This is a genomic window from Treponema sp. Marseille-Q4132 (genome assembly GCF_014334835.1).
Classification (GTDB): domain Bacteria; phylum Spirochaetota; class Spirochaetia; order Treponematales; family Treponemataceae; genus Treponema_D; species Treponema_D paredis.
Window position 1 is genome coordinate 160,971 of sequence record NZ_CP060591.1, and the last position, 20,621, is coordinate 181,591.

18 protein-coding genes are annotated in these 20,621 nt (G+C 50.7%); 5 read left to right on the forward strand and 13 right to left on the reverse strand.

Going from position 1 to position 20,621, the window contains the following annotated elements:
* Nucleotides 1-39 precede the first annotated feature (39 nt).
* The 3 genes from secA to H9I35_RS00715 all read left to right on the forward strand — a co-directional run bounded on the left by secA (nt 40) and on the right by H9I35_RS00715 (nt 3,508).
* The gene (gene secA, locus H9I35_RS00705) at nt 40-2,850 is read left to right on the forward strand and encodes a preprotein translocase subunit SecA (RefSeq protein WP_187419766.1); all 2,811 of its coding nucleotides are present in this window, start codon (nt 40-42) and stop codon (nt 2,848-2,850) included.
* A 228-nt stretch (nt 2,851-3,078) separates the two neighbouring features.
* Entirely contained in the window at nt 3,079-3,312 is a 234-nt protein-coding gene (locus H9I35_RS00710) for a BrnT family toxin (RefSeq protein ID WP_371809451.1), read from the forward strand.
* Entirely contained in the window at nt 3,299-3,508 is a 210-nt protein-coding gene (locus tag H9I35_RS00715) for a hypothetical protein (protein ID WP_187419767.1), read from the forward strand. The genes H9I35_RS00710 and H9I35_RS00715 overlap by 14 nt, the downstream gene beginning before the upstream one ends.
* Nucleotides 3,509-3,573: 65 nt before the next feature.
* On the opposite strand, the gene H9I35_RS00720 is transcribed toward H9I35_RS00715, so the two are convergent.
* The gene (locus H9I35_RS00720; RefSeq protein ID WP_187419768.1) at nt 3,574-4,692 is read right to left on the reverse strand and encodes an N-acetylneuraminate synthase family protein; all 1,119 of its coding nucleotides are present in this window, start codon (nt 4,690-4,692) and stop codon (nt 3,574-3,576) included.
* Nucleotides 4,693-4,867: 175 nt separating this feature from the next.
* On the opposite strand from H9I35_RS00720, the gene H9I35_RS00725 reads away from it, so the two are divergent.
* Both H9I35_RS00725 and H9I35_RS00730 read left to right on the forward strand, forming a co-directional pair.
* Entirely contained in the window at nt 4,868-5,611 is a 744-nt protein-coding gene (locus H9I35_RS00725; RefSeq protein WP_187419769.1) for a YebC/PmpR family DNA-binding transcriptional regulator, read from the forward strand.
* 136 nt (nt 5,612-5,747) lie between these two features.
* Nucleotides 5,748-7,028 (forward strand): hypothetical protein, encoded by a 1,281-nt coding sequence (locus H9I35_RS00730; protein WP_187419770.1) that lies wholly within the window; start codon nt 5,748-5,750, stop codon nt 7,026-7,028.
* A gap of 42 nt (nt 7,029-7,070) precedes the next feature.
* Here the strand turns inward: H9I35_RS00730 and H9I35_RS00735 are convergent, their stop codons facing one another.
* From H9I35_RS00735 to H9I35_RS00790, 12 genes are all read right to left on the reverse strand, one after another.
* Nucleotides 7,071-7,568 (reverse strand): hypothetical protein, encoded by a 498-nt coding sequence (locus tag H9I35_RS00735; protein ID WP_187419771.1) that lies wholly within the window; start codon nt 7,566-7,568, stop codon nt 7,071-7,073.
* The gene (locus H9I35_RS00740; protein WP_187419772.1) at nt 7,565-8,041 is read right to left on the reverse strand and encodes an arginine repressor; all 477 of its coding nucleotides are present in this window, start codon (nt 8,039-8,041) and stop codon (nt 7,565-7,567) included. Before H9I35_RS00740 ends, H9I35_RS00735 begins: the two co-directional genes overlap by 4 nt.
* 195 nt (nt 8,042-8,236) lie before the next feature.
* Entirely contained in the window at nt 8,237-10,726 is a 2,490-nt protein-coding gene (locus tag H9I35_RS00745; protein WP_187419773.1) for an endonuclease MutS2, read from the reverse strand.
* A gap of 1 nt (nt 10,727) precedes the next feature.
* The gene (gene rsgA, locus H9I35_RS00750) at nt 10,728-11,732 is read right to left on the reverse strand and encodes a ribosome small subunit-dependent GTPase A (RefSeq protein ID WP_252722683.1); all 1,005 of its coding nucleotides are present in this window, start codon (nt 11,730-11,732) and stop codon (nt 10,728-10,730) included.
* 6 nt (nt 11,733-11,738) lie between these two features.
* A complete protein-coding gene (locus H9I35_RS00755; RefSeq protein ID WP_187419774.1) occupies nt 11,739-12,533 on the reverse strand; it encodes a purine nucleoside phosphorylase YfiH/LACC1 family protein in 795 nt (264 codons plus the stop codon).
* A complete protein-coding gene (locus H9I35_RS00760) occupies nt 12,530-14,272 on the reverse strand; it encodes a DUF5312 domain-containing protein (protein ID WP_187419775.1) in 1,743 nt (580 codons plus the stop codon). The genes H9I35_RS00755 and H9I35_RS00760 overlap by 4 nt, the downstream gene beginning before the upstream one ends.
* Before the next feature lie 131 nt (nt 14,273-14,403).
* Nucleotides 14,404-14,901: a Fe-S cluster assembly sulfur transfer protein SufU gene (sufU, locus tag H9I35_RS00765; protein WP_187419776.1), complete on the reverse strand. Its 498-nt coding sequence runs from the start codon at nt 14,899-14,901 to the stop codon at nt 14,404-14,406.
* Between the two features lie 70 nt (nt 14,902-14,971).
* Nucleotides 14,972-16,195, reverse strand: coding sequence for an aminotransferase class V-fold PLP-dependent enzyme (locus tag H9I35_RS00770; RefSeq protein ID WP_187419777.1), 1,224 nt, complete (start codon nt 16,193-16,195; stop codon nt 14,972-14,974).
* Nucleotides 16,188-17,261, reverse strand: coding sequence for a SufB/SufD family protein (locus tag H9I35_RS00775; RefSeq protein WP_187419778.1), 1,074 nt, complete (start codon nt 17,259-17,261; stop codon nt 16,188-16,190). Before H9I35_RS00775 ends, H9I35_RS00770 begins: the two co-directional genes overlap by 8 nt.
* A 9-nt stretch (nt 17,262-17,270) precedes the next feature.
* The gene (gene sufB, locus H9I35_RS00780) at nt 17,271-18,689 is read right to left on the reverse strand and encodes a Fe-S cluster assembly protein SufB (protein WP_187419779.1); all 1,419 of its coding nucleotides are present in this window, start codon (nt 18,687-18,689) and stop codon (nt 17,271-17,273) included.
* Nucleotides 18,686-19,438 carry a Fe-S cluster assembly ATPase SufC gene (sufC, locus tag H9I35_RS00785; RefSeq protein WP_187419780.1) on the reverse strand — a complete coding sequence of 251 codons (753 nt, stop codon included), beginning with the start codon at nt 19,436-19,438 and terminating at the stop codon, nt 18,686-18,688. The genes sufB and sufC overlap by 4 nt, the downstream gene beginning before the upstream one ends.
* Before the next feature lie 249 nt (nt 19,439-19,687).
* The gene (locus H9I35_RS00790) at nt 19,688-20,584 is read right to left on the reverse strand and encodes a glycoside hydrolase family 113 protein (protein WP_187419781.1); all 897 of its coding nucleotides are present in this window, start codon (nt 20,582-20,584) and stop codon (nt 19,688-19,690) included.
* Nucleotides 20,585-20,621 lie beyond the last annotated feature (37 nt).

Genomic DNA, 20,621 nt, shown 5'->3' on the forward strand with positions numbered 1-20,621 from the left:
TCTTGTCAATGCACTGCAAAATATCGTATATTTATAGGTATGTTTATCGATAAGATTCTTACGTTTTTCTTCGGCTCTCAAAACGAACGAGATGTCAAAGCGCTCGCTCCGATCCTTGCAAAAGTGAACGAAAAAGAGAGCTGGGCAAAATCCCTTTCGGCGGAAGATTTTCCGAAACAGACCGCAATTTTTAAAGAGCGCATCGCAAAGGGCGAAACGCTCGACGACATACTTCCCGAAGCTTTTGCGCTCGCGCGCGAAGCTTCGTTCCGCGTATTGGGAGAACGTCCTTACGACGTGCAGATCATGGGTGCGCTCGTGCTGCATTCGGGGCGCATTTCCGAAATGAAAACGGGCGAAGGCAAAACGCTTATGTGCGTCGCGGCCGCCTATTTGAACAGCCTTTCGGGAAAGGGCGTTCACATCGTCACTGTAAACGACTACCTCGCCGGGCGCGATGCCGAATGGATGCGGCCTGTATACGCGTATATGGGTCAGACCGTCGGCACCATCCTTTCGAATATGGACAACGCGGCTCGAAAAGCGGCGTACGACTGCGACATCACGTACGGAACGAACAACGAACTCGGCTTCGACTACCTCCGCGACAATATGCAGATAGAGCTTTCGCAAAAAGTGCAGCGCGGATTCAGCTTTTGTATCGTCGACGAAATCGACTCGATTTTGATCGACGAAGCGCGCACGCCTCTCATCATCAGCGGGCAGGGCGAAGACGACACGTACAAGTATCACGAAGTCGATAAATATGTCGGGCAACTTGTCGAAGTGGAAAAGGATCCCGTGACGGGGCTTTATCCCGACGAAGTGAACATGGATCCCGAACAGCGGAAAAACATCAAAGGCGATTACACGCTCGATGAAAAATCGAAGCGCGTGTCGTTTACCGACGCGGGTATGAACCACATCGATGCGATCCTCCATCAGCACAATTTAATAACGGGAACCGTCTTCGACGAAAACAATTTCGAATACGTCCATTATTTTACGCAGGCGGTACGTGCGCACACTTTGTACAAAAACGACGTCGATTACCTTGTCAAAGACGGACAAGTGCAGATCGTCGACGAGTTTACCGGCCGCATCCTCGAAGGCAGGCGCTACGGCGACGGACTGCATCAGGCGATCGAAGCGAAAGAGCATTTGCGCATCGCACAGCGGAACAGAACGCTCGCGACGATCACGTTCCAGAATTTTTTCCGCATGTACGACAAGCTTTCCGGCATGACCGGAACGGCTGCGACGGAAGCGGTCGAATTTAATAAAATTTACAAACTCGACGTCGTTTCCATTCCGACGAATAAACCGGTTGCAAGAAAAGACGAAAACGACGAAGTTTATCTCAACGAAAGCGATAAATGGACGGCGATCTGCGATGAAATCGCCGCAGCTCACGCCAAGGGACAGCCCGTACTCGTCGGTACCGTTTCCGTAGAAAAATCGGAGCACCTTTCGGCGATGCTCACGCGCAAGGGAGTCCGCCACGAAGTGCTGAACGCGAAGAATCACGCACGGGAAGCGCTCATCATAGCCGAAGCGGGCGCAAAGGGCGCGGTGACGATCGCCACGAATATGGCAGGCCGCGGTACCGATATCAAGCTCGGCGGCAATCCCGAATTCCGCGCGCAAAAACGAGCGGGAACGAATGCAACTCCCGAACAATACGATGCCGCCTATAAAATCGAAAAAGAACAGTGGAAAAAAGATTACGAAGACGTAAAAGCTTCGGGCGGACTGTACGTCATCGGCTCCGAACGTCACGAAAGCCGGCGCATCGACAATCAGCTGCGCGGCCGTTCCGGACGTCAAGGAGACCCCGGTCGCAGTAAATTCTTTATTTCGATGGATGACGATCTCATGCGATTGTTCGGCGGCGAGCGCATGAAAGTGATGATGAGCAGGATCGGCATGAAGCCCGGAGAGCCGATCGATCACCCGTGGCTGAACCGCGGCATTAAAAAAGCGCAGGAAAAAGTCGAAGACAGAAACTTTGAAATCCGCAAAAACCTGCTCGACTACGACGACGTTTTAAACGAACAGCGCGGTGTCGTCTATAAACAGAGGGACAGCATTCTCGCCGACGAAAATCTTTCCGTGCGCATTATGAACAACGCAAAAGACGCCGTAAACGATATTTTCGACGAATACGAACTGCACACGAAAAAACAAAAGGATGCCGCTTTTGCAGAGCTCAACGACCGCATCAGAAATATGTTCGGCATTCAATTGGCACCCGAACAGCTTTCGCGCGAAACGCTTGAATCGATGCTGCAAAACGATTTGACGGAAAAAGAAACGCTTGCCGGCAAAGAAAACCTCAATATGTTTATCCGTTACCAGTACGTGCAGACGATCGACAAAAAATGGCTCGACCAGCTCGAAGAACTCGAAAGTTTGCGCGACGCGGTGCACTTGCGTTCTTACGGCAGCAAAAATCCGCTTACCGAATATAAGATCGACGGTTTTAATATTTTCGACGAAATGATGGATTCGATCCGTACGACCGTTATGTCGCGCGTGTTCAAAGTGCGCATCCAGCTTTCACCGGCTGCAGCCGAAGCACGAAAAAGAATGAGTGCACGCGATATGAGCGCACAGCATTCCGAAGCCGCGTCTTTTGCGGGAGGAGCGTCGACCGAGGACCGGCGTGTCACTTCCATGCAGATGAGCGGAGATGCCGCGCGGAGGGCCGCCGCAGGCGGGGCGATGCAAAAACATACACAGGGACAATCGGTGACTGTCCGGAGAACGGTGCCGAAAATCGGCCGAAACGATCCCTGTCCCTGCGGCTCCGGGAAAAAGTATAAGAACTGTCACGGGCGTAACGGATAGTAAAATCCGTGACAGTTCTCGTCAATTGATGCGCGACAGCGCATCTCCCTTGCACGGAAGAAACGGATAGCAAAATCCGTGACAGTTCTCGTCAATGATGCGCGCGAGCGCATCGATCGTAATTGTATATAATTTGACAAATATGTATAACGGGTCTACACTATTGTTACAGGTTATCGATGATATTTGAATGGGACGAAGAAAAGAATATACAAAATCTGAAAAAACATGGAATTACGTTCGATGAAGCTGTACGAGTTTTTTTTAGATGAAAAGCGCAAAGAAAAAATAGATTTCGAACATTCAAATACGGAAGAAGAGCGAATAAAAGTTTTGGGAATGGTTCATAAAGTTGTTGTTGTGATTTATACGGAACGATATGAAAATATTCGAGTGATTTCTGCACGCTTTGCAGAAAAGGATGAAATCGATGAGTACTATCGTAACTATGACTTTAGATGAGATAAAAAAATTGCCACCCTTGTCGGAAAAGAGAAAAAAAGAAATGGAAGATTTTAAAAATAAAGATTTTTCCGATTGTCCCAAGCTGACACGAGAAGAACTCGCAGAATTCAAGCCGTGGTATGCAATTCATCCCGAATGGGCTGAAACGGAAAAAGCCGATAGCGAAAATTTAAAGATATCAGTTCCGCAATAAAAAATTGTTTTGCGGATTTTCCGATATTTTCAAAAATCATCGTTGTACGGCGCTTCTTTCCGCGCTTACGGACGATGCACGATGTCTTCCCAATCGACGCCTGCCCCCGAGCGGACGTCCCGTGAAAGGCGCGCGTTTACGATCGTTTCAAAGTATTCCGGTGAAATGCCGGGCGTGAGCGTTTTTTCGGTACGGAGGACTGCGATATCGTTTTCTCCGACGACGTCGCCTGCTTTCATCGCGTGCATAAAATGGAGCGAGCGGTTTGTCCTTCCGTAGTTTTCGATTTCCGACGGCGCAAGCGTTTTGATTCCCGTACCCAATACATCGCGCACTTTTTTCCTGCCGTATTGTTCGCGCATCTCTTTGAGTATGCGTGCTTCTCCTCGTTTTTTGCCGTAGCGCCGTTTTGCCGCTTCGCACTGGCGAAGAGAACGTACCATCAGGGCGAACTGTTCGGCTTCAAGCGCGACGGGATCGTCGAGTCCGTCCGTCTTTTTGCTCAGCGTGATGTGTTTTTCGGTCATAACGCTTCCGCATGAGGCAGCGAGGACGGGAACGAGGACGGGATCGAGAGAGTGATCGCTGATGCCGCAGGGTACGCCGAACATATCGTGCAGCGTGGAAACGAGGCGCACGTTGTATTCGGTTTCGGGAGCGGGGTAGCTTGTGATGCAGTGGAGCAGCGTAACGTTTTCTTTTCCGACGATGTCGAGAGCGCGTTCGATGTCGGCGAGCTTTGAAACGCCGCTTGAAAGGATGACGGGGACGACGGCATCTCCGAGCGCTTTTTGCACCGTACGGAAATCCGACAGGGCTTTCAAAAGCGGGATATGATTCAATTCGGGAGATGCGATTTTTACGGCGTCGGGTTTCAATGTGAGCAGTTCACGGAGACTTTTGAGACCGAAAGGCGAGCAGACGAAGAGGAGATTTTTTTGGTGCGCGTACGCCATTACCGATTTAAAAAAATCGATCGGCACTTCGAGCGTTTTGAATCGATCGTAGAGCTTTATTTTTCCGCCCGGCAAATCGACCGTTCCCGTGTCGGGGTGCAGGATTTCATCCGCATACACCCATTGAAATTTTACGGCATCGGCTCCGGCAAAAAAAGCCGCGTCGATGAGCTTTTTTGCTTTTGCAAGCGAACCTCCGTGTGCCGTTCCTATTTCCGCGATGATCATACCGAAACTATAGCGATTATCGAAGCGGCTGTCGAGAATGAAAAAAATTATTGGAAAATATCAAAAAACAATTTCTATAACAATTTCCGTATCGTTGACAGGCACCTTCGTTTTATGCTATAGTTACAAAACAATCATTATTCAGTAATTTTTTTCATAGGAGTTCGATAAAACCATGTCAGGACACAGTAAATGGTCAACAATTAAACATGCAAAGGGAATCGCCGACGCAAAACGCGGTCAAATGTTTACAAAATTCATTAAGGAAATTTCAATCGCTGCGCGCATGGGCGGCGGAGACCCGAACTCGAATCCCAGACTTCGCACCGCCATTTTAAAAGCGCGCGCGTCGAGTATGCCGAAAGACAATATCGAACGCGCGATCAAAAAAGGCACCGGCGACACGGACGGAAAAACCTACGAAGAACTCGTTTACGAAGGATACGGACCGGGCGGAGTTGCAGTCCTTGTCGAAACGCTTACCGACAATAAAAACCGCGCGGCAGCCGACGTGCGCAACATATTCGACAAAAACGGCGGAAAACTCGGAGTAACGGGTTCGGTTTCCCGCATGTTCGCGCGCAAAGGCACGATCGAATACGACGCCGAAAAAGTATCGGAAGATACGGTTATGGAAGTCGGTCTCGAAGCCGGCGCCGACGACATCGTAAACGACGGCGGTATCATCACCGTAACGACCGATCCTTCCGCTTTCGACGGCGTGCTCGAAGCGCTGCAGGAAAAGGGACTCGAATCGCTTTCAGCGCAAGTGGGCATGGTCGCCGATACGAGCGCGCAAGTCGACGCGGCGACGGCCGAAAAAGTACAAAAGCTCATCGACAAGCTTGAAGAAAACGACGACGTACAAAACGTGTACACGAACGTCGAATATCCCGAAGATTTCGCGCCTGCAGAGTAAAGTCGATTCGATTTTGCCGCTTGCCGTTTTTATAGCGAGCGGTATGTATGGAAACCTCCGAAAACGTATCCGGTTTTCGGAGGTTTTTTTATTGCGAGCCGTGCGCAGAAAAGCTGAAACTGCCGATATGATAGATATGGGTAAATCTTTTCGCCTTTTGCCTTTTTTTATTTTTTTCTCCGCTTCTCTTTTTCCTCAGACGGAACTCGATGCGCGCACGATCGCCGCGATGTACGGGTGGGACTATGTGAGCGTTCCCGAACGGGAGACGGTAAACTTTCCTGCATTGCTCGAAGGCATTTGGACGGGCGGCGACCGCTATGTGTTTTTTGTGCCGGAGAATACTGCGGCGGGAACTTCCGCAGCTGCACAAGCTTCGTCTGAAAATGCGAAAGTCGCGCCGACCGATATCGCCCTTATCTTAAAAACGTATTACGGCTGGTTTTACGACAGGGCGGCAGAACCGGAAGCCTTTGCGGATCTGAGCGAACGATTTTTGTGTACGGCGACGACAAAAGAAGCCGAGCGACTTACGGTGACGGCGGAAGACCTTTTGAATCGTCCACCTCGCTACGATACGAACGGAAACGCCCTGCCTTACGAGAGCGGCGCGTGGGAACTCGTCGTCAAATACAACGGCAAAAAGCGATATGAAACGCGCATCCCCGTCGCCGTCATCGGAAACGAACTCTATCTCGATTTCGTACTTCGCTTCGATTCGGAAGACCGTCCCGCCTCATCCGGCGGCGAGCTTAGGGGCTATTGGCAGGGCGTGTGCAAGCGGGAGAGCATACGCCTTGCGCCCTATCCGAGAGTGCCTGAAATACGCTCATATTATGTAAGCGATGACGGCATGTACGTGCTCCGTTTTTGGGAGACGACGATGCCGTACACGGACGCCCTCGCGTCCTTTGACGACACGGATAAAACTTTTTCCGTCGCAAAGCATATTGTTTCGAGCGCGAGCGTTTTTACCTGCGTGACGGGACGAAGCAATCGCATCAGAAATATCGTAAAGACGCCGCTCGATTTCGGCGATTACAAACTCGATGAAACGGGGACGATCTGCGTTTTCGGAAAACCGTATATGACGAAAGTGCTCGGTAAAGACAGCGCGTCGCACTTGATGCAAATCGTCGCCGAAGCGAACTCGCGCCGAAAAGATCCTCCTCCGCCGCTTTTTCCTCCGAGCGATTTGAATTGGCATTGGGATCTCATCGCCCTTCTTGAAAAAGACAATACGCTCGTGAAGGAAGTCCGCCTGAGACAGCGCGCATTTGCCGAAACGAAAGGCGAGGGCGGGAAAATCGATGCGCTTGCGGCATCCATGTACGGCACGCATTTGAAGCTGCAGGAAGACGCGCTGAAAATTTCCGATGAAGCGCGAAAAAAGGCGCAAAAAGAAGCCGGACGATGAGCTTTGAATACCGCTGCGAGTGCGGCGATTTTTAGCTCGGTCTTATAAGCTCGTTTTTTCCGGAAGCTTATTTTTCATCCCCTGTGCGCTCCGCTTTGCGTTATACGATTCGACGCGCGCTTTTATATCGCGGTAATTTTCCGGATAATACGCATACTTACGGACGAGGCGGCGCACTCCGTCTTTTATGCCGTAAAGGCGGAGTTCGTCGAAGGGCGGGTCTGAAGCGAATACGCTTGAATCGACGATCGAAGAAAGACCGTTTATCGCTATCCAATTTTCTTTAAGCTTCCGCCCTTCGCGCATAGGAGCGTCGAGCGGCACGGCGATATAATCGCTTTCTGAGCGATAGGTTCTGTGATGCGATTTTGCGCGGTATCTTTCGAGGATGAGTTTTTCGTAGCCGATCCTATCGATTTTTTTTGTGCCTTCATAAGTTTGAATATCCGCACGCCACTTGCACTCCCGCACGTTGATAACGACCGAAGCTGCTGCGGCCGAAAAGACGAGAGAGGCGATAATGCCGAGCAGAACCGTCACGCTTCGAGTCCCGGAATCTTTTTCCTAAGCGATTTTAAAAACTGCGCGCCGCTTACCCCCTCGCGAAGACATGCAAAGAGACAATTGTCGCCTGCAACGGTGCCGAGTATATCGTCAAAGTCCATATTGTCGATCGCGTTGCTGACCGTATTCGCGTGTCCCGGAAAAGTTTTAATAACGACGATATTGCCCGAACAGTCTATGCTGATATAACCGCGCAAAAAATCCTGAATGTAAATCTTTTCCGCTTCCGTGCGCTCTTCTTCTTTTTCGAGCGTGTAGATATAGCCGCCTTTTCCGTCGCTCATTTTGCCGACTTTGAGCAGCTTCAAATCGCGCGAAAGAGTCGCCTGCGTTACATCGTACCCCGCTTTTTGCAAGTGGGCGAGCAGCGACTCCTGGCTTTCGATCCTGTTTTTTTTAATAAGTTTTTCTATCGCGGTAAGCCGCGCACGCCTTTCTTTTACAGCCATCGTATATTGTATACCTCATTTTCGCCGAACATACAATCGGACAATTCAGGGCGACTTTTTGCGATTGCATCGCAAAAACCGGGCTTTTCGGGGTTCCGGCTTTCGCCTCCATTCCTCTTCTCGCCTCCGGCTCGCTTCGGAACACGCCCCTGCAATCCCTGTCGCATTAAAATCCGCATTCGACCGAATAGTCTTTCAGTGCAGTTCGACGTAGGTTTTTCCCGCTCCTCCGTCTTCGGGAGGCGCAAAACGGAACGCTTTTACGCCCGCGCAGTGCGAAAGATAATTTTGCACCGCCTGCTGCAGCACGCCGTTTCCCTTTCCGTGTATGACACTGAAACGCTTAAAGTCGTGAATCGTGCAGAGGTCGAGCTGCCGTTCGAGGGCGGCAATCGCTTCGGCTTCGCGGAGTCCCAAAAGGCGCAGTTCGAAAGCCGGATGTTCGCCCGCACCTTCGCGCTTCGTTTCGACGGTGACAAGCGGCGCGGATGAAAGCGTACTCGAAGCGGCGGGCGTCAAATCTTTTTGCTTCATTTCGATTTTTATCGAACCGAACTGTACGAGGAATTTTCCCTTGCCCGTGCGCGAAACGATAGTACCGCTCATGCGTTTTTCACCTGCAATGACGGCAGTCCCCGGCTCAAAAGAGGGCGGTTTTATTTTCGTTTCGTTTGCATTGCCCTCTCTTTGGAGCGCGCGGAGCGCTTCGGCGTTTTTCACGCGGCGTTTTGTCGGCTTCGCGCTTTTCGGGTGCGGCATGGGAGTGATATTTTTAAATGCGTTTTGCGCATCGGAAAGTTTTTCGCCTTTTTCGTCGAGCTCTTTTTTTTGCGCCGCTGCCGCTTCCGTCAATTCGTCGATATAGCGTTTTACCGCAAGCGTTTTTTCCCTCGTGATTTCGCCCTCTCTGATGACGCGAACGAGATTTTCAAGGCGCTTCCGGCTTTCCGAAAGAAAGATTTCGGCTTTTTCGTGCACCGCTTCTTGCAGCTCGTGTTCCTTTTGCCGGTTTTCGAGCTCTTTCGCGTCGAGAACGTATTGCCTTTCCGCGAGTTCTTCTTCTTTCCGACGGCAGGCTTGTACAAGAGCATCGGCTTCGGCGTGCTTTGCCGTAAGTCCCGCGATAAGAGCGGAAATATCGGCACTGTTTCCCGCGATATAGTCTCTCGCTTTTTCGACGACGGAAGGAGAGAGACCGCTTTTTTGCGCGATGTCGAGGGCGCGGCTTTCGCCCGGAACGCCCATGAGTATGCGGTAAGTCGGCGAGAGGGTTTTCCCGTCGAACTCGGCCGACGCGTTGATGCAGCTTTCGTGCGTCCATCCGTAATTTTTGAGTATGCCCTGATGCGTCGTCACAAGCGTAAACGCTTTTTTTTCGATAAGCGCATCGAGAACCGCCATGCCGATCGCAGAGCCTTCCTGCGGATCGGTACCGCTTCCGAGTTCGTCGAGGAGGACGAGGCTTTTGTCGCCGCATTCGGCGATCGCGCGCGCGATGTTTTTCATGTGAGAGCCGAAGGTCGAAAGCGACGAATCGATCGACTGTCTGTCGCCTATGTCGGCGAACACTTTATCGAAGATCGGAAGACGCGAACCTTCCGCTGCGGGAATCGGAAAGCCGCTTTGGTTCAAAAGCGAAAAGAGTGCTATCGTTTTGAGCGTAACCGTTTTGCCTCCGGTGTTCGGCCCCGTGATTATTAAAACTTTTTTTCCGCTCATAAAACGCACGTCTATCGGCACCGCTTTTTCTCCGAGCAGAGGATGGCGCGCTTGGATCAGCGTGAGCGCATCTTCCCTTCCGCAGGGAAGCGCATAGGCCGCACGGTGTTCACCGCCCCATTTCGCCCTCGCATAAGCTTCATCGATCGCGATCATTGAAGGAAGAGCCGCTTCGAATAGGGGCACATAAGGCGCAATCGATGCGGTAAGCTTTTTTAAAATCGCTTTGACCGCGATTTGGAGATTCGCCTCTTCTTCGAGCAGTTCGTTTCCCGTCCGTACCGATTCTTCCGGCTCTATGTACACGGTTTGCCCCGACTGCGACACTTCGTGCACGATGCCCGCAATGCGGCTTCTGTGAGAAGCTTTGACCGCGAGCACTTGATGACCCGAACGTAGAGCGGGCACCGTCGATTCGAGGGCGGAGGAAAGCTTTTGATTTGCCGTATACGAGCGCATAATGCTTTGAATTTTTTTATTGAGGTTTGCGATTTTCGTTTTTATTTCGCGGAGTTCGGGAAGATCTTTCAGCTCTCCGTCGGGCGCGATGACCCGTGCGATCTCGGACGCGGGCTTTGTTAAATCGGGAAGGCGTCGGACGGCTTCGGAAAGCGTTTCTATCGAAAGCTCTTTTTCGGCTCCCTCGATGCACGACGAAAGTTTTTTAACCGAAGTGCAAAAGAGCGAAAGCGCGTGAAACTCTTCGACGGAAAGAGAAGAACCCTGAACGCTTATACGGGAAAAAAGGGAGGCGACCGGAGGCCACGAAAAAAGCGCGATCCCGAATGAAGATGCGTTGTATGCGCTCCAATCGCGGCTTATATTTTTCAGCGCTTCGATTTCCGCTTCGTCCGTGAGCGGAAGCCGTTCGCAAAAACTCTTTTTCCCTTCTTCGCTTACGCAGTATGCGGACGCTTCGTCTCTGATACGGAAAAAGTCGAGCTCGGAAAGTGCTGATGCGTCCATGCTAATCTTCCCAGCTTTGCGATTTCATTTCATCCTTTATGCGCATCCAGCTCGAAAACCTCTCTTCGGTGATCACGCCCGCGTAGACGGCTTCGAGGATTTTGCAGCCGGGTTCCGCCGTATGCGTACAGCTCATGCCGAAAGTACAGCTGCCGACGATCGGTTTGAACTCGCGGAAATAAAGCGCCAAATCTTCCGGATCGATATCGTGCAGCACAAAGCGTCGGATACCCGGCGTATCGATGATCGAAGCCTCATCTCCCTCTCGTCCGGTAAAGCGCTTATCGATGACGATCGTATTGAGCGAACCCTTTGTCGTCGTATGAGCGCCGCGCTCATATTTTCGGCTTAAATTCCCCGTGCGGAGCGCTTCGTTTCCCGCAAGCGCGTTTATAAGGCTCGACTTTCCGACGCCCGACTGCCCGACAAAGGCAGCGACGTGCCCTGCGAGAGAGCGCGCCAATGCATCAAGTCCCGCTCCCGTTTTTGCCGAAACATACAATACCGCATATCCGAGATCTTCCCATATTTTCGCTCTCGCTTGAAAATCGATGTCGTCACCGGCTGCGAGGTCGCATTTATTGCACACGATAATCGGTTCGAGATTTTGACATTCGGCTTGCGCGAGTTCGCGATCTATAAAGCGCGGACGAAACGGCGGTTCGTCGGGAGTCGTCACCAAAACGATAAAATCGAGGTTTGCCGCGAGGAGCTGCGGACATTTGCGTTTGACGTTCCAGCGTACAAAAGAGTTTTTACGCGGCACAAGCGACAGTATCTGCCCCTTCGATGAGTCGAGCTTATCGGCTTCGACTTCCACGATGTCGCCCGGAGCGAGCGGATTGTAAAACCGGTCTTCGCTTTTTAATATTTTTCCTTTGAGCGAACACGAGCGCAGTTTTCCGTCACTGCATCGCACCGTAAAAAAATTATTCGTTCCGTCGAAGACCGTTCCCTGCATAAAAATATCGTAATAAAAAGGACGCGATTTTGCAAGCGGGGACATATCGTTTTATCCGATCCGTCCGCAAAAAGCCGCCTGTACGGTAAAAGTCTTTTTTATATCCCCTCCGGTTTCCCGCCTGAACGAGCCGAAGCGGTCGTCGCATTTCGTACAGTCGTCGCATACGACGATGTTTTCGTCAAGGATGCCTTCTTTTTCCAGGAGAAAAAGATTCGCTCTTTCAAGCGAAAGCCGGTAGCGTTTTGTCCCGTCGTATTCGCTTACGCAGTCTTCGCAAAAGTTCTTTTTAAAATACGAAGCGCGCTCTTCGTCAACGATATAGCAGCAGGTTCGTATATGAGGTCCGAGGGCGACCGAAATGCGGCACGGATCTCCTTTGTATATTTTTTTTATCATGCTTATCGCTTCGCCGACTATCCCCGTTCCCTTCCATCCCGAATGAACGACGCCGAATACGCCGCGTTCGCGTTCATAAAAAAATATCGGCATACAGTCCGCTGCCGTAAGGACCGGCATGAGAAGTGCGTTTGCCGTGAGTATGCCGTCGCCCTGCAAGCCGTAAACATCGCCGGCGGAAGAGACTGCGTATACGGTTTTTGAATGAATGAGTTCGAGCGGAACGATTTCGCAGCGAAGGTTTTCCTGAAAATCGCTTCGCTTTGAAACGATTTCTTTCAGAAGATCATCGCGCGCTTCATTCTTTTCATCCCATCGGAATCGCATGCTTCCCGCTTTTTTGAGCGTCATGCCCCAGCGAAACGGATCTGCGAAAAGGGGTTTTCCGTCCGCATAAAAAGGTTGTACGACATAGCGATCGGCACGGGCGAGGGTGATGTGTTTCATTGCTTGCCTGCCGTACCGGAAGATGCTTCATTCGGCAGATCGAAGGGTTCTATTTCTGCCAGAAGTTTGAGCGCGTTTTGCAGCAGGTTCCGCACGCCGAGCATTTTATCTCGGAAATCCTGATTTTCCCGTCCTTGGATAGTCATAAGGTTTTGCAAGGCATCGTATTCGTCGCTTTTACTTTCGTTAAAAATACCTGAAAAAATATTTTCGATAGTGCGGCAGGATGAACAAAATGCGCTTGCGAGGGCGCGGACTTCGCTTTCCATCCTGACCATGAGAGAGTCGATGCGCGCCTGTCCCTGCAGCGAGCGCATATGTTCGGCTGCCGTATCTTCGAATACGATTCCCCTCGTACCGCGCGGTGAAAGCGAGTCGGCAAACGCTTCGATTTTTTTATTTACCGCCGAAAAATCGTTGACCGCTTCGGAAAACTCTATACGGTTTTCATTTTTCAAAAATATTCCTTCGAGCATCAGCGTCGTAAGCGTCGGGATCGCATCCTGATATTTATGCGAGGCGAACCACGCCAAAAATCCCCCGGTCATTTCGCAGCGGAACGGAATGCCGCCCCACAACGAAGTCCACGGACGATAGGGCAGTTCGGGAAATTCTTTGAGATCGAAATGTATCGTAAGCGTGTCGAGGAGCTGATGTTTTTTTCTGTCCGCAAGCCATGCATTCCATCTTTCATCAAAGACCGCTTTCCACTGTCCGCGGAATTTTATCGTCCAGTCTTCCGCTCCTCCGAAAGCATCGGGGAACCACGTACAGTTTCCGTATATGATGCGCCCGAGCGCAACGACGGGAACGGTTCCCATAAACATTCGTATTCCCGAAAGCATTGCCGCAGATTTTGTTAAAAATTCCCTCAGCGCATTTTCCGCGTCGATATCGAGTGAAATTGTTCTCATCGTTTTTTTTCGTACGAAAAAAAAGATGCATTGAAGCAGTTCGTTTGAAATCGGAACTCCGTTCGAAAGCAGACGGGCAAAAGCGGCGTAATCGACGTGGGCGTTTGCAAAGGGGCAGGTATGAGAAGTCGATGCAATCGCGGTAAACTGCGCGATAAAGTGGAGATAGGGCAGGGCGGTAAACTGCCTGAGCCATTCGGTACTGCGTACCGCTTCATACAAGGACGCTTTCGATTCTCTTGAAATATCGCGTACTGCCGCATCTAGTTTTCGCATGAGCGAAACGCGAAGCTCATTTGTCAGCGGGCGGTCGAACGGAATCGTGTACGGATCGGCTTCATTGTCGATGTGCTCGGCAATTTCGGGTGCGATAAAAGTGCTTAAAAACACATAGAATTCGCCGGGTGCATCGTAGACTACGGCAAGGTAGGGTTTAAAAAAAGACGCGCAGTCGTGAAGGTCTTTAAGTTTTTCATAAAAGACCGATTCCAAAACGCTGTGAGAAAAATCGATGAGACCCGGATGTGCCCGTGCCGTTTTATGTGCCGTGTCCGCGATAAAATCTTTGTTGTAGAGCGTTTCCCGGCTTTGAGTTGTAAATAAGGATCGCAGCCACAACATAAAGCGATAAAAAAGCGGTTCGGTTTGTATGCGCGCTTCCAGCGTTCTCGTATCCGATATTTCGGCATCGGCCGGTTCAAGCGTTTCGGGCGGCGCGGCAAGATTTTCTTTTTTCAGCTTTTCAAGTAAAAACCGGCGTTCTTCGGCGCTTATACCTGAAACGAGTTTATCGAAAGAATTGCCGAATGTTCCGTCTTTGAACATAACTTTGTCAGTGTACTTTATATTCGCTTAAATGTCGAGTTTTCGAAGGCGCCGTTTTATAATTTGCAAGAGGCGGAAATGATGTGTTCCGTTTACGTTTTTTGCTTCGCCAAAAGTATTGTAAGGCGGGCTTACGCTTTCGTACACACGTCTTTTTGCGTGCAATTGTCGCAGTGCGTCGCGCTTCCGCTTCCGACGGATTTGTTTTTGTCGAACATTTCCATCATCGTCCGCCAGCCGAGTACTGCGCATTTGACGCGCGCGGGCATTTTCGAAACGTCTTCGAGGGCGGCGGCTTCGTCGAGCTGTTCTATGTCGGCTGCAGCCGCATCGCCTTTTATCATGTTCATAAAGATATCTGCGAGACGGAGCGCTTCGGTTTTATTTTTTCCGACGACGAGATCGAGCATCATATCGACAGACGCTTGGGAGATGGCGCAGCCGCTTCCCGTAAAAGATCCGTCGGTGATCGTTCCGTCATCATCGATTTGCAAACTGAGCGTTATATTGTCCCCGCAGCTCGGATTCACGCCGTTTAAAACGAGGGAAGGACGGGCCATCGGCTTTTTGTGAGAGGGATTCAAATTGTGTTCGTTGAGAATTTCACGATAGAGTTCTTTCGTTTCCATAACAATGCCGTCCTTGTATTCGCGTTTATGCGCGCGTCTTTTTTCGCTCCGTATCCGAAAGCCTTTGCCGTCAGTCTTTAAATCCCATCCACGAGCGGATGTTTTTTACTTTGCTCAAAAAAACGTCGGCTTCGTCTTCGGTGTTGTAAAAGTAGACGCTTGCCCTCGCCGTTGCGGGAACGCCGAGGTAGGCGCCGAGCGGCTGAGCGCAGTGGTGTCCCGCCCTGATCGCGATGCGTTCCGTATCGAGTACGGTTGCAATGTCGTGCGGGTGTACGCCGTCTATCGTAAAGGTTACGATACCGCAGTGCCGTTTTCCGTCGGGGTTTCCGATAATGTGCACGTGCGGGATTTCTTTCATACCTTCGATGAGGCGGGAGGCGAGTGCGTTGTCGTGTTTCGTTATGTAATCGTAGCCGACCGATTCGATGTATTTGACGGCGGCTTCAAGCGCGACCGCTCCGCCCGCATTTACCGTACCCGCTTCGAATTTTGCAGGAAGCGGCGCCCAAGTCGCGTCATCCCGCGTAACGTATTCGATCATTTCCCCTCCGCGCAAAAAAGGCGGCATATTTTCCAAAAGCGATTTTTTTCCGTACAAAATACCGCAGCCCGTGGGGCCTGTGAGTTTATGGGCGCTGAAGACATAAAAGTCGGCATCGAGGGAACGTACATCGGTTTTGATGTGCGGCACGGCTTGCGCACCGTCCGCGACGACGACAGCTCCCGCTTTGTGAGCGGCTTTCGCTATTTTTTCGATATCGTTTGTAATGCCGAGAACGTTGCTCACGTGTGCGACGGCGACGAGCTTTGTGCGGCTTCCGATCTTTGCCGCAATCTCTTCGTCGGAGATGACGCCGCTTTCCCTGTCGCACTCCAAATAGACGAGCTTAGCCTTCTTTGCTTTTGCGACCATTTGCCACGGAAGGATATTCGAATGGTGTTCCATGATCGAAACGGCGATTTCATCGCCTTCGCCTATGTTCGCCATACCGTAGCTGTACGCGACGAGGTTCAGCGATTCGCTCGCATTCCGCGTAAAAATCACTTCCGAGTCTTCGGCCGCGTTGATAAATCGGGCGACGGTATGCCGCGCTCCTTCGTAAGCTTCGGTTGCGCGCACGCTTAAATCGTAGAGGCCTCGGAGGGGATTCGCATTGTTTTCTTCGTAAAAATGCCGTATCGCATCGATTACTTGATGCGGCCGCTGTGTCGTCGCCGCGTTATCGAAATAGATGAGGCCTTTATTTTTTTCATTCGAAAAAAAAGGAAAGTCGTTTCTAAAATCATTCATGTGAAAATACCTCGTCCAAGTACGCATTGATTTTTTCGACAGTGCCTTCGTCGGGAATGCCGTCGGCGATTCGTGCGACTTTTGCGCGCGCCATGAGCATTTCCGCTTCCCGTTTTGCGATGCCTCGCGACTGCATATAAAAGAGCGTATCTTCTCCGAGCTTTCCGATCGTCGAACCGTGTTCGCCCGCGATATCTTCTTCGCCGCAGAGGATGAGCGGAATCGATTTATTGACGACATCGGGCGAAAGCAAAAGCACTTCTTCGTATTCGTTTCCTGCAGCGCCTGCCGCACCCTTTATAAAATCGATCGAGCCGCGGTAGGTTTTTACCGCTTTGTCCTGCAGCGTTCCCCGGGCTGTCATTTGACAGTCGGTTTTTTTCCCGCTCAAGCGCGCGACATAATTCATGTCCAGTTTTTGCTCTCCGCGGCAAAAATAAGCGGTATCGGCTTTGAACGAACTTCCGAAAGAAGGAAGCACTCCGGCAGCTCCCGTATAGGTTTCTTTTCCTCCGAGGATCACGTGCGTCAGTTCGACGCGGCCGCCTTCGGCGCAAACGATGCCGATATCGTCCGCTTGAATGAAACCCCTTCCCAAAAGCTGCACTTTTATCAAACGGATGAACGCGCCTTCTTCGGCGTCGCAAATCGTGCGGAGAATCTGCGTACCCGATGAAGCGCGCTCCGATTCGTATCTCATGATAACCGTGACGGAAGCGTTTTTTTCGGCTTTAATGATGTGGAATGCCGACGTCGCGCTTTTATCGCCCAAATCGAAATCGATAAAGACGGGCTCTGCAGCATGCACGCCTTTTTTTACGGTGATGCGTGAAGCTTTCGCATCTTTAAAAAAATGCTCTCCGAGCGCTTTTCCGCAGCCCGTTTCGAGATCGCGATAGGCATCCGCGTTTGAGCTCCGATCGTATTCGACGCCGCGGGGCAGGGCGCTCATGCGGGGTTCTCCGTCGCCCGAAAAAAGAGCATCTGTTGAAAAGGGTGTTGAATTTATTTTCAGCCAATTCCATGTAAGCGTCGGTAAATTATTAATTGTTAATGTATCGGTCATACGCGATCCTTACAGAGTGCCTTTCATTTCGAGGCGGATGAGATTGTTCATTTCGACGGCGTATTCGAGCGGCAGCTCTTTACTGACGGGATTTGCAAAACCGCTGACGATCATGCTTCTCGCTTCGTCCTCGGCGATGCCTCGCGACATGAGGTAAAAAATCGCGTCTCCGGAAATACGCCCGATTTTCGCTTCGTGTCCGACATCTACGTCGTCGGTATGAATTTCCATAGCGGGTACGGTATCGCTTCTTGAGTTCGGATCGAGCATGAGCGATTCGCATGAAACGGAAGCTTTGCTCCCGTGCGCTTTTTTATCGATATAGATGGCCGAGCGGTATGTGCTTACGCCGCCGCCTTTTGAAATCGATTTTGTCGTAATGACGCTCGACGTATTAGGAGCGCTGTGTACCATTTTCGCGCCCGTGTCGAGGTTTTGTCCGCTGCCTGCAAAGGTGACGCCCGTGAATTCGGCTCTCGCGCGTTCGCCGACCAAATCGCTTTCGGGATAGAGATACGAAATATGAGAGCCGAACGAACCGGATACCCATTCGACCGATCCGCCTTCTTCGACCCGCGCGCGCTTCGTGTTTAAATTGTACATATTTTTCGACCAGTTTTCGATCGTCGAATAGCGCAACCGCGCGTTTTTTGCAACGTAGAGTTCGACGGCTCCCGCATGCAGGTTTGCGACGTTGTATTTCGGCGCCGAGCATCCTTCGATAAAGTGCAGATCCGCTCCTTCATCGACGATGATGAGCGTGTGCTCGAATTGACCTGCGCCCTTTGCGTTTAAACGGAAATACGACTGCAGCGGAAAGGAAAGGTGAACGCCTTTGGGCACGTAGACGAAGGAACCTCCCGACCACACCGCTCCGTGAAGGGCTGCGAATTTATGGGCGCGCGGCGAAATCAAGCGCATAAAATGTTTTTTGATCATATCCGCGTATTCGCCTCGAAGCGCGCTTTCGAAATCCGAATAGACGACGCCCTGTTTTGCAACTTCGTCGCGTATATTGTGGTAGACGAGTTCGCTGTCGTACTGTGCGCCGACTCCCGCAAGCGAAGTGCGCTCCGCTTCGGGAATGCCGAGCTTTTCGAAAGTTTCTTTAATATCTTTGGGAACGTTTTCCCAATTGTTTTGCATTTTCGTGTTCGGACGCACGTAGGTCGCAATGTGTTCGATGTGCAGTCCGCTTATGTCCGGTCCCCAGTTCGGCACGGGCATTTCGTTATAGATTTTAAGAGAGGCGAGACGGAAATCTCTCATCCACTCGGGATCGTTTTTGTCTTTGGAAAGTTTTAAAACGATTTCTTCGGTCAAACCGGGATCGTTTCGGTAAAAATCTTTTTCATCGTAACGAAAATCGTACATCGACGTATCGATATCGATTTTTGCGGCGGAGTTTTTGTCTATGACTTCGCTCATTGCCCGCCGTCCTTTTCAAAGCGTTCGAATCCGTTTTTGTTGATTTCATCGACAAGAGAGGCATCTCCGGTTTTGACGATTTTGCCTTTGACGAGCACGTGCGTAAAATCGACGGTAAGGCTTTCGAGTATTTTCGTCGAATGCGTGATGATGAGCAGAGTTCCGCCGTTCTTTTTATACGCTTCGATGCCCTTCGATACCGTGCGCACCGCGTCCACGTCCAGTCCCGAATCGGTTTCGTCAAGGATTGCAAATTTGGGCTTGAGCATGAGCAGCTGCAGGATTTCGCTTTTTTTACGTTCGCCGCCTGAAAAGCCGACGTTCAAATCGCGCGAAGCATACGACGCATCCATATTCAGCAATTGCATCGCAGCTTGCAAATCTTTTTGAAATTGAAAAAGTTTTATCCGCTCGCCCGTTCTCTGTTGGAGCGCGCTTCTGATAAAAGTTTCAAGGGAAATGCCCGGTACTTCGAGCGGATTTTGAAAGGATAAAAACATGCCTTCTTTTGCGCGCACGTCCGTCTTTTCTTCGGTGAGATCTTTACCGTCGAATATGATTTTTCCTTCGGTCAAGGTGTAGACGGGATTTCCCATAAGCGTATTGCCGAGCGTCGATTTACCCGCTCCGTTCGGCCCCATAAATACGTGCGTTTCGCCTTTATTGATTTTCAAATCGATGCCGTGCAGTACTGATTTTTCGTTTATATCGACCGAAACATGTCGGACGTCGAGCAACAGATCACTCATAAATAACGGAACTCCTGATTGATACGGAATATAAAAGCTTAATTATCTACAAAATAAGTAGGTAATTATTCTCTCGTTCAATATAACGATATTATATCAAAAAAGCAAGCGTGCATACAGTGTCCGGCATCCTCGTGAAAACAGGGCGTCCGTGTACCGCCGTTATGCGTGCGGAAAAGCGATACGTTGTTATACGGCAAATATATCGATTTCGAAAACGATATGTTCGGTTTTGCTTTTATACGATTTTTAATACAGCTCTTTCATCCGATAAAAATTGTCGTACATCTTTTGCCAGCGCGGATTGTTTTGATGCGGAACGCAGTCTTCCTGCCAGCACCACCAAAAGTATCCGCCGACATAGCGGTCGTTATACGGAGTCATGAGGTAATACGCATCGGCTTGTTTGTTAAAATCGTTTCCCCCCTTGTGCGGAGAAGCAAAGCCGCATTCGCCGAAGCCGAGCAGCGAATTGGGAAAAAGCCGGTACAGATTTTCGAATACGGTGTTCCAGTCTTCGTGTTCGCCGTCGTTGTCTTCGTCGTAATAGCTGACAAGCACATAATCGAGCGCGGCTTTCATATCCTCGGGAACGTACTTTGTAAGCCACGCTTCCATCGTCATGCTCTGATCGCCCGGCTTGAACATATATGCCGTCAGCGCCGTCTTATATCCGAACGAATGCAAATATGTCCACGCCGCGTAGACTTTTTGCGCATTCAATGCGTTCGTACCGCCTAGCCATCCCTCCCCGTTGATTTCATTGCCGACTTCCCAAATATCGACATACGGAGCGAGGTGCAAAGCGCAGTCGGCAAAACGCGCGGTATATGCTTTGACGGTTTTATAGCGTTTCATATCTTCGGAATCGCAGGGACACAACATGATGTACGCGACTTCGTGCAGGCGGGAAAGCAGCGGAATAAAATCTGCAGGCTTTCTATCGGCATCGACGACGACGCGAGCGGCGGGTTTTACGGGAAGCGCCCGTATCGCATCCGTAACGGCATCGATTGAAGAGGATGAAAGCGCATCGAGCGTTATGCCGTACACAGGTGCGGCTTTTTTTTGCATCTTTTCTGCGGCTGTCGGATAAGCGCAAAGACTTACCGCCGCGATAATCGAAAACAGCGTATGTCGCATCATAATTTTCCGTCCTGATTTAAAAAAAATTCTGATGCCG

Excerpts from the sequence above, each read along its gene's own strand:
- secA (WP_187419766.1), top strand. The coding sequence starts at position 40 with ATGTTTATCGATAAGATTCTTACGTTTTTCTTCGGCTCTCAAAACGAA.
- H9I35_RS00710 (WP_371809451.1), top strand. The coding sequence starts at position 3,079 with ATGGAATTACGTTCGATGAAGCTGTACGAGTTTTTTTTAGATGAAAAG.
- H9I35_RS00715 (WP_187419767.1), top strand. The coding sequence starts at position 3,299 with ATGACTTTAGATGAGATAAAAAAATTGCCACCCTTGTCGGAAAAGAGA.
- H9I35_RS00720 (WP_187419768.1), bottom strand. The coding sequence starts at position 4,692 with ATGATCATCGCGGAAATAGGAACGGCACACGGAGGTTCGCTTGCAAAA.
- H9I35_RS00725 (WP_187419769.1), top strand. The coding sequence starts at position 4,868 with ATGTCAGGACACAGTAAATGGTCAACAATTAAACATGCAAAGGGAATC.
- H9I35_RS00730 (WP_187419770.1), top strand. The coding sequence starts at position 5,748 with ATGGGTAAATCTTTTCGCCTTTTGCCTTTTTTTATTTTTTTCTCCGCT.
- H9I35_RS00740 (WP_187419772.1), bottom strand. The coding sequence starts at position 8,041 with ATGGCTGTAAAAGAAAGGCGTGCGCGGCTTACCGCGATAGAAAAACTT.
- H9I35_RS00745 (WP_187419773.1), bottom strand. The coding sequence starts at position 10,726 with ATGGACGCATCAGCACTTTCCGAGCTCGACTTTTTCCGTATCAGAGAC.
- rsgA (WP_252722683.1), bottom strand. The coding sequence starts at position 11,732 with ATGTCCCCGCTTGCAAAATCGCGTCCTTTTTATTACGATATTTTTATG.
- H9I35_RS00755 (WP_187419774.1), bottom strand. The coding sequence starts at position 12,533 with ATGAAACACATCACCCTCGCCCGTGCCGATCGCTATGTCGTACAACCT.
- H9I35_RS00760 (WP_187419775.1), bottom strand. The coding sequence starts at position 14,272 with ATGTTCAAAGACGGAACATTCGGCAATTCTTTCGATAAACTCGTTTCA.
- sufU (WP_187419776.1), bottom strand. The coding sequence starts at position 14,901 with ATGGAAACGAAAGAACTCTATCGTGAAATTCTCAACGAACACAATTTG.
- H9I35_RS00770 (WP_187419777.1), bottom strand. The coding sequence starts at position 16,195 with ATGAATGATTTTAGAAACGACTTTCCTTTTTTTTCGAATGAAAAAAAT.
- H9I35_RS00775 (WP_187419778.1), bottom strand. The coding sequence starts at position 17,261 with ATGACCGATACATTAACAATTAATAATTTACCGACGCTTACATGGAAT.
- sufB (WP_187419779.1), bottom strand. The coding sequence starts at position 18,689 with ATGAGCGAAGTCATAGACAAAAACTCCGCCGCAAAAATCGATATCGAT.
- sufC (WP_187419780.1), bottom strand. The coding sequence starts at position 19,438 with ATGAGTGATCTGTTGCTCGACGTCCGACATGTTTCGGTCGATATAAAC.
- H9I35_RS00790 (WP_187419781.1), bottom strand. The coding sequence starts at position 20,584 with ATGATGCGACATACGCTGTTTTCGATTATCGCGGCGGTAAGTCTTTGC.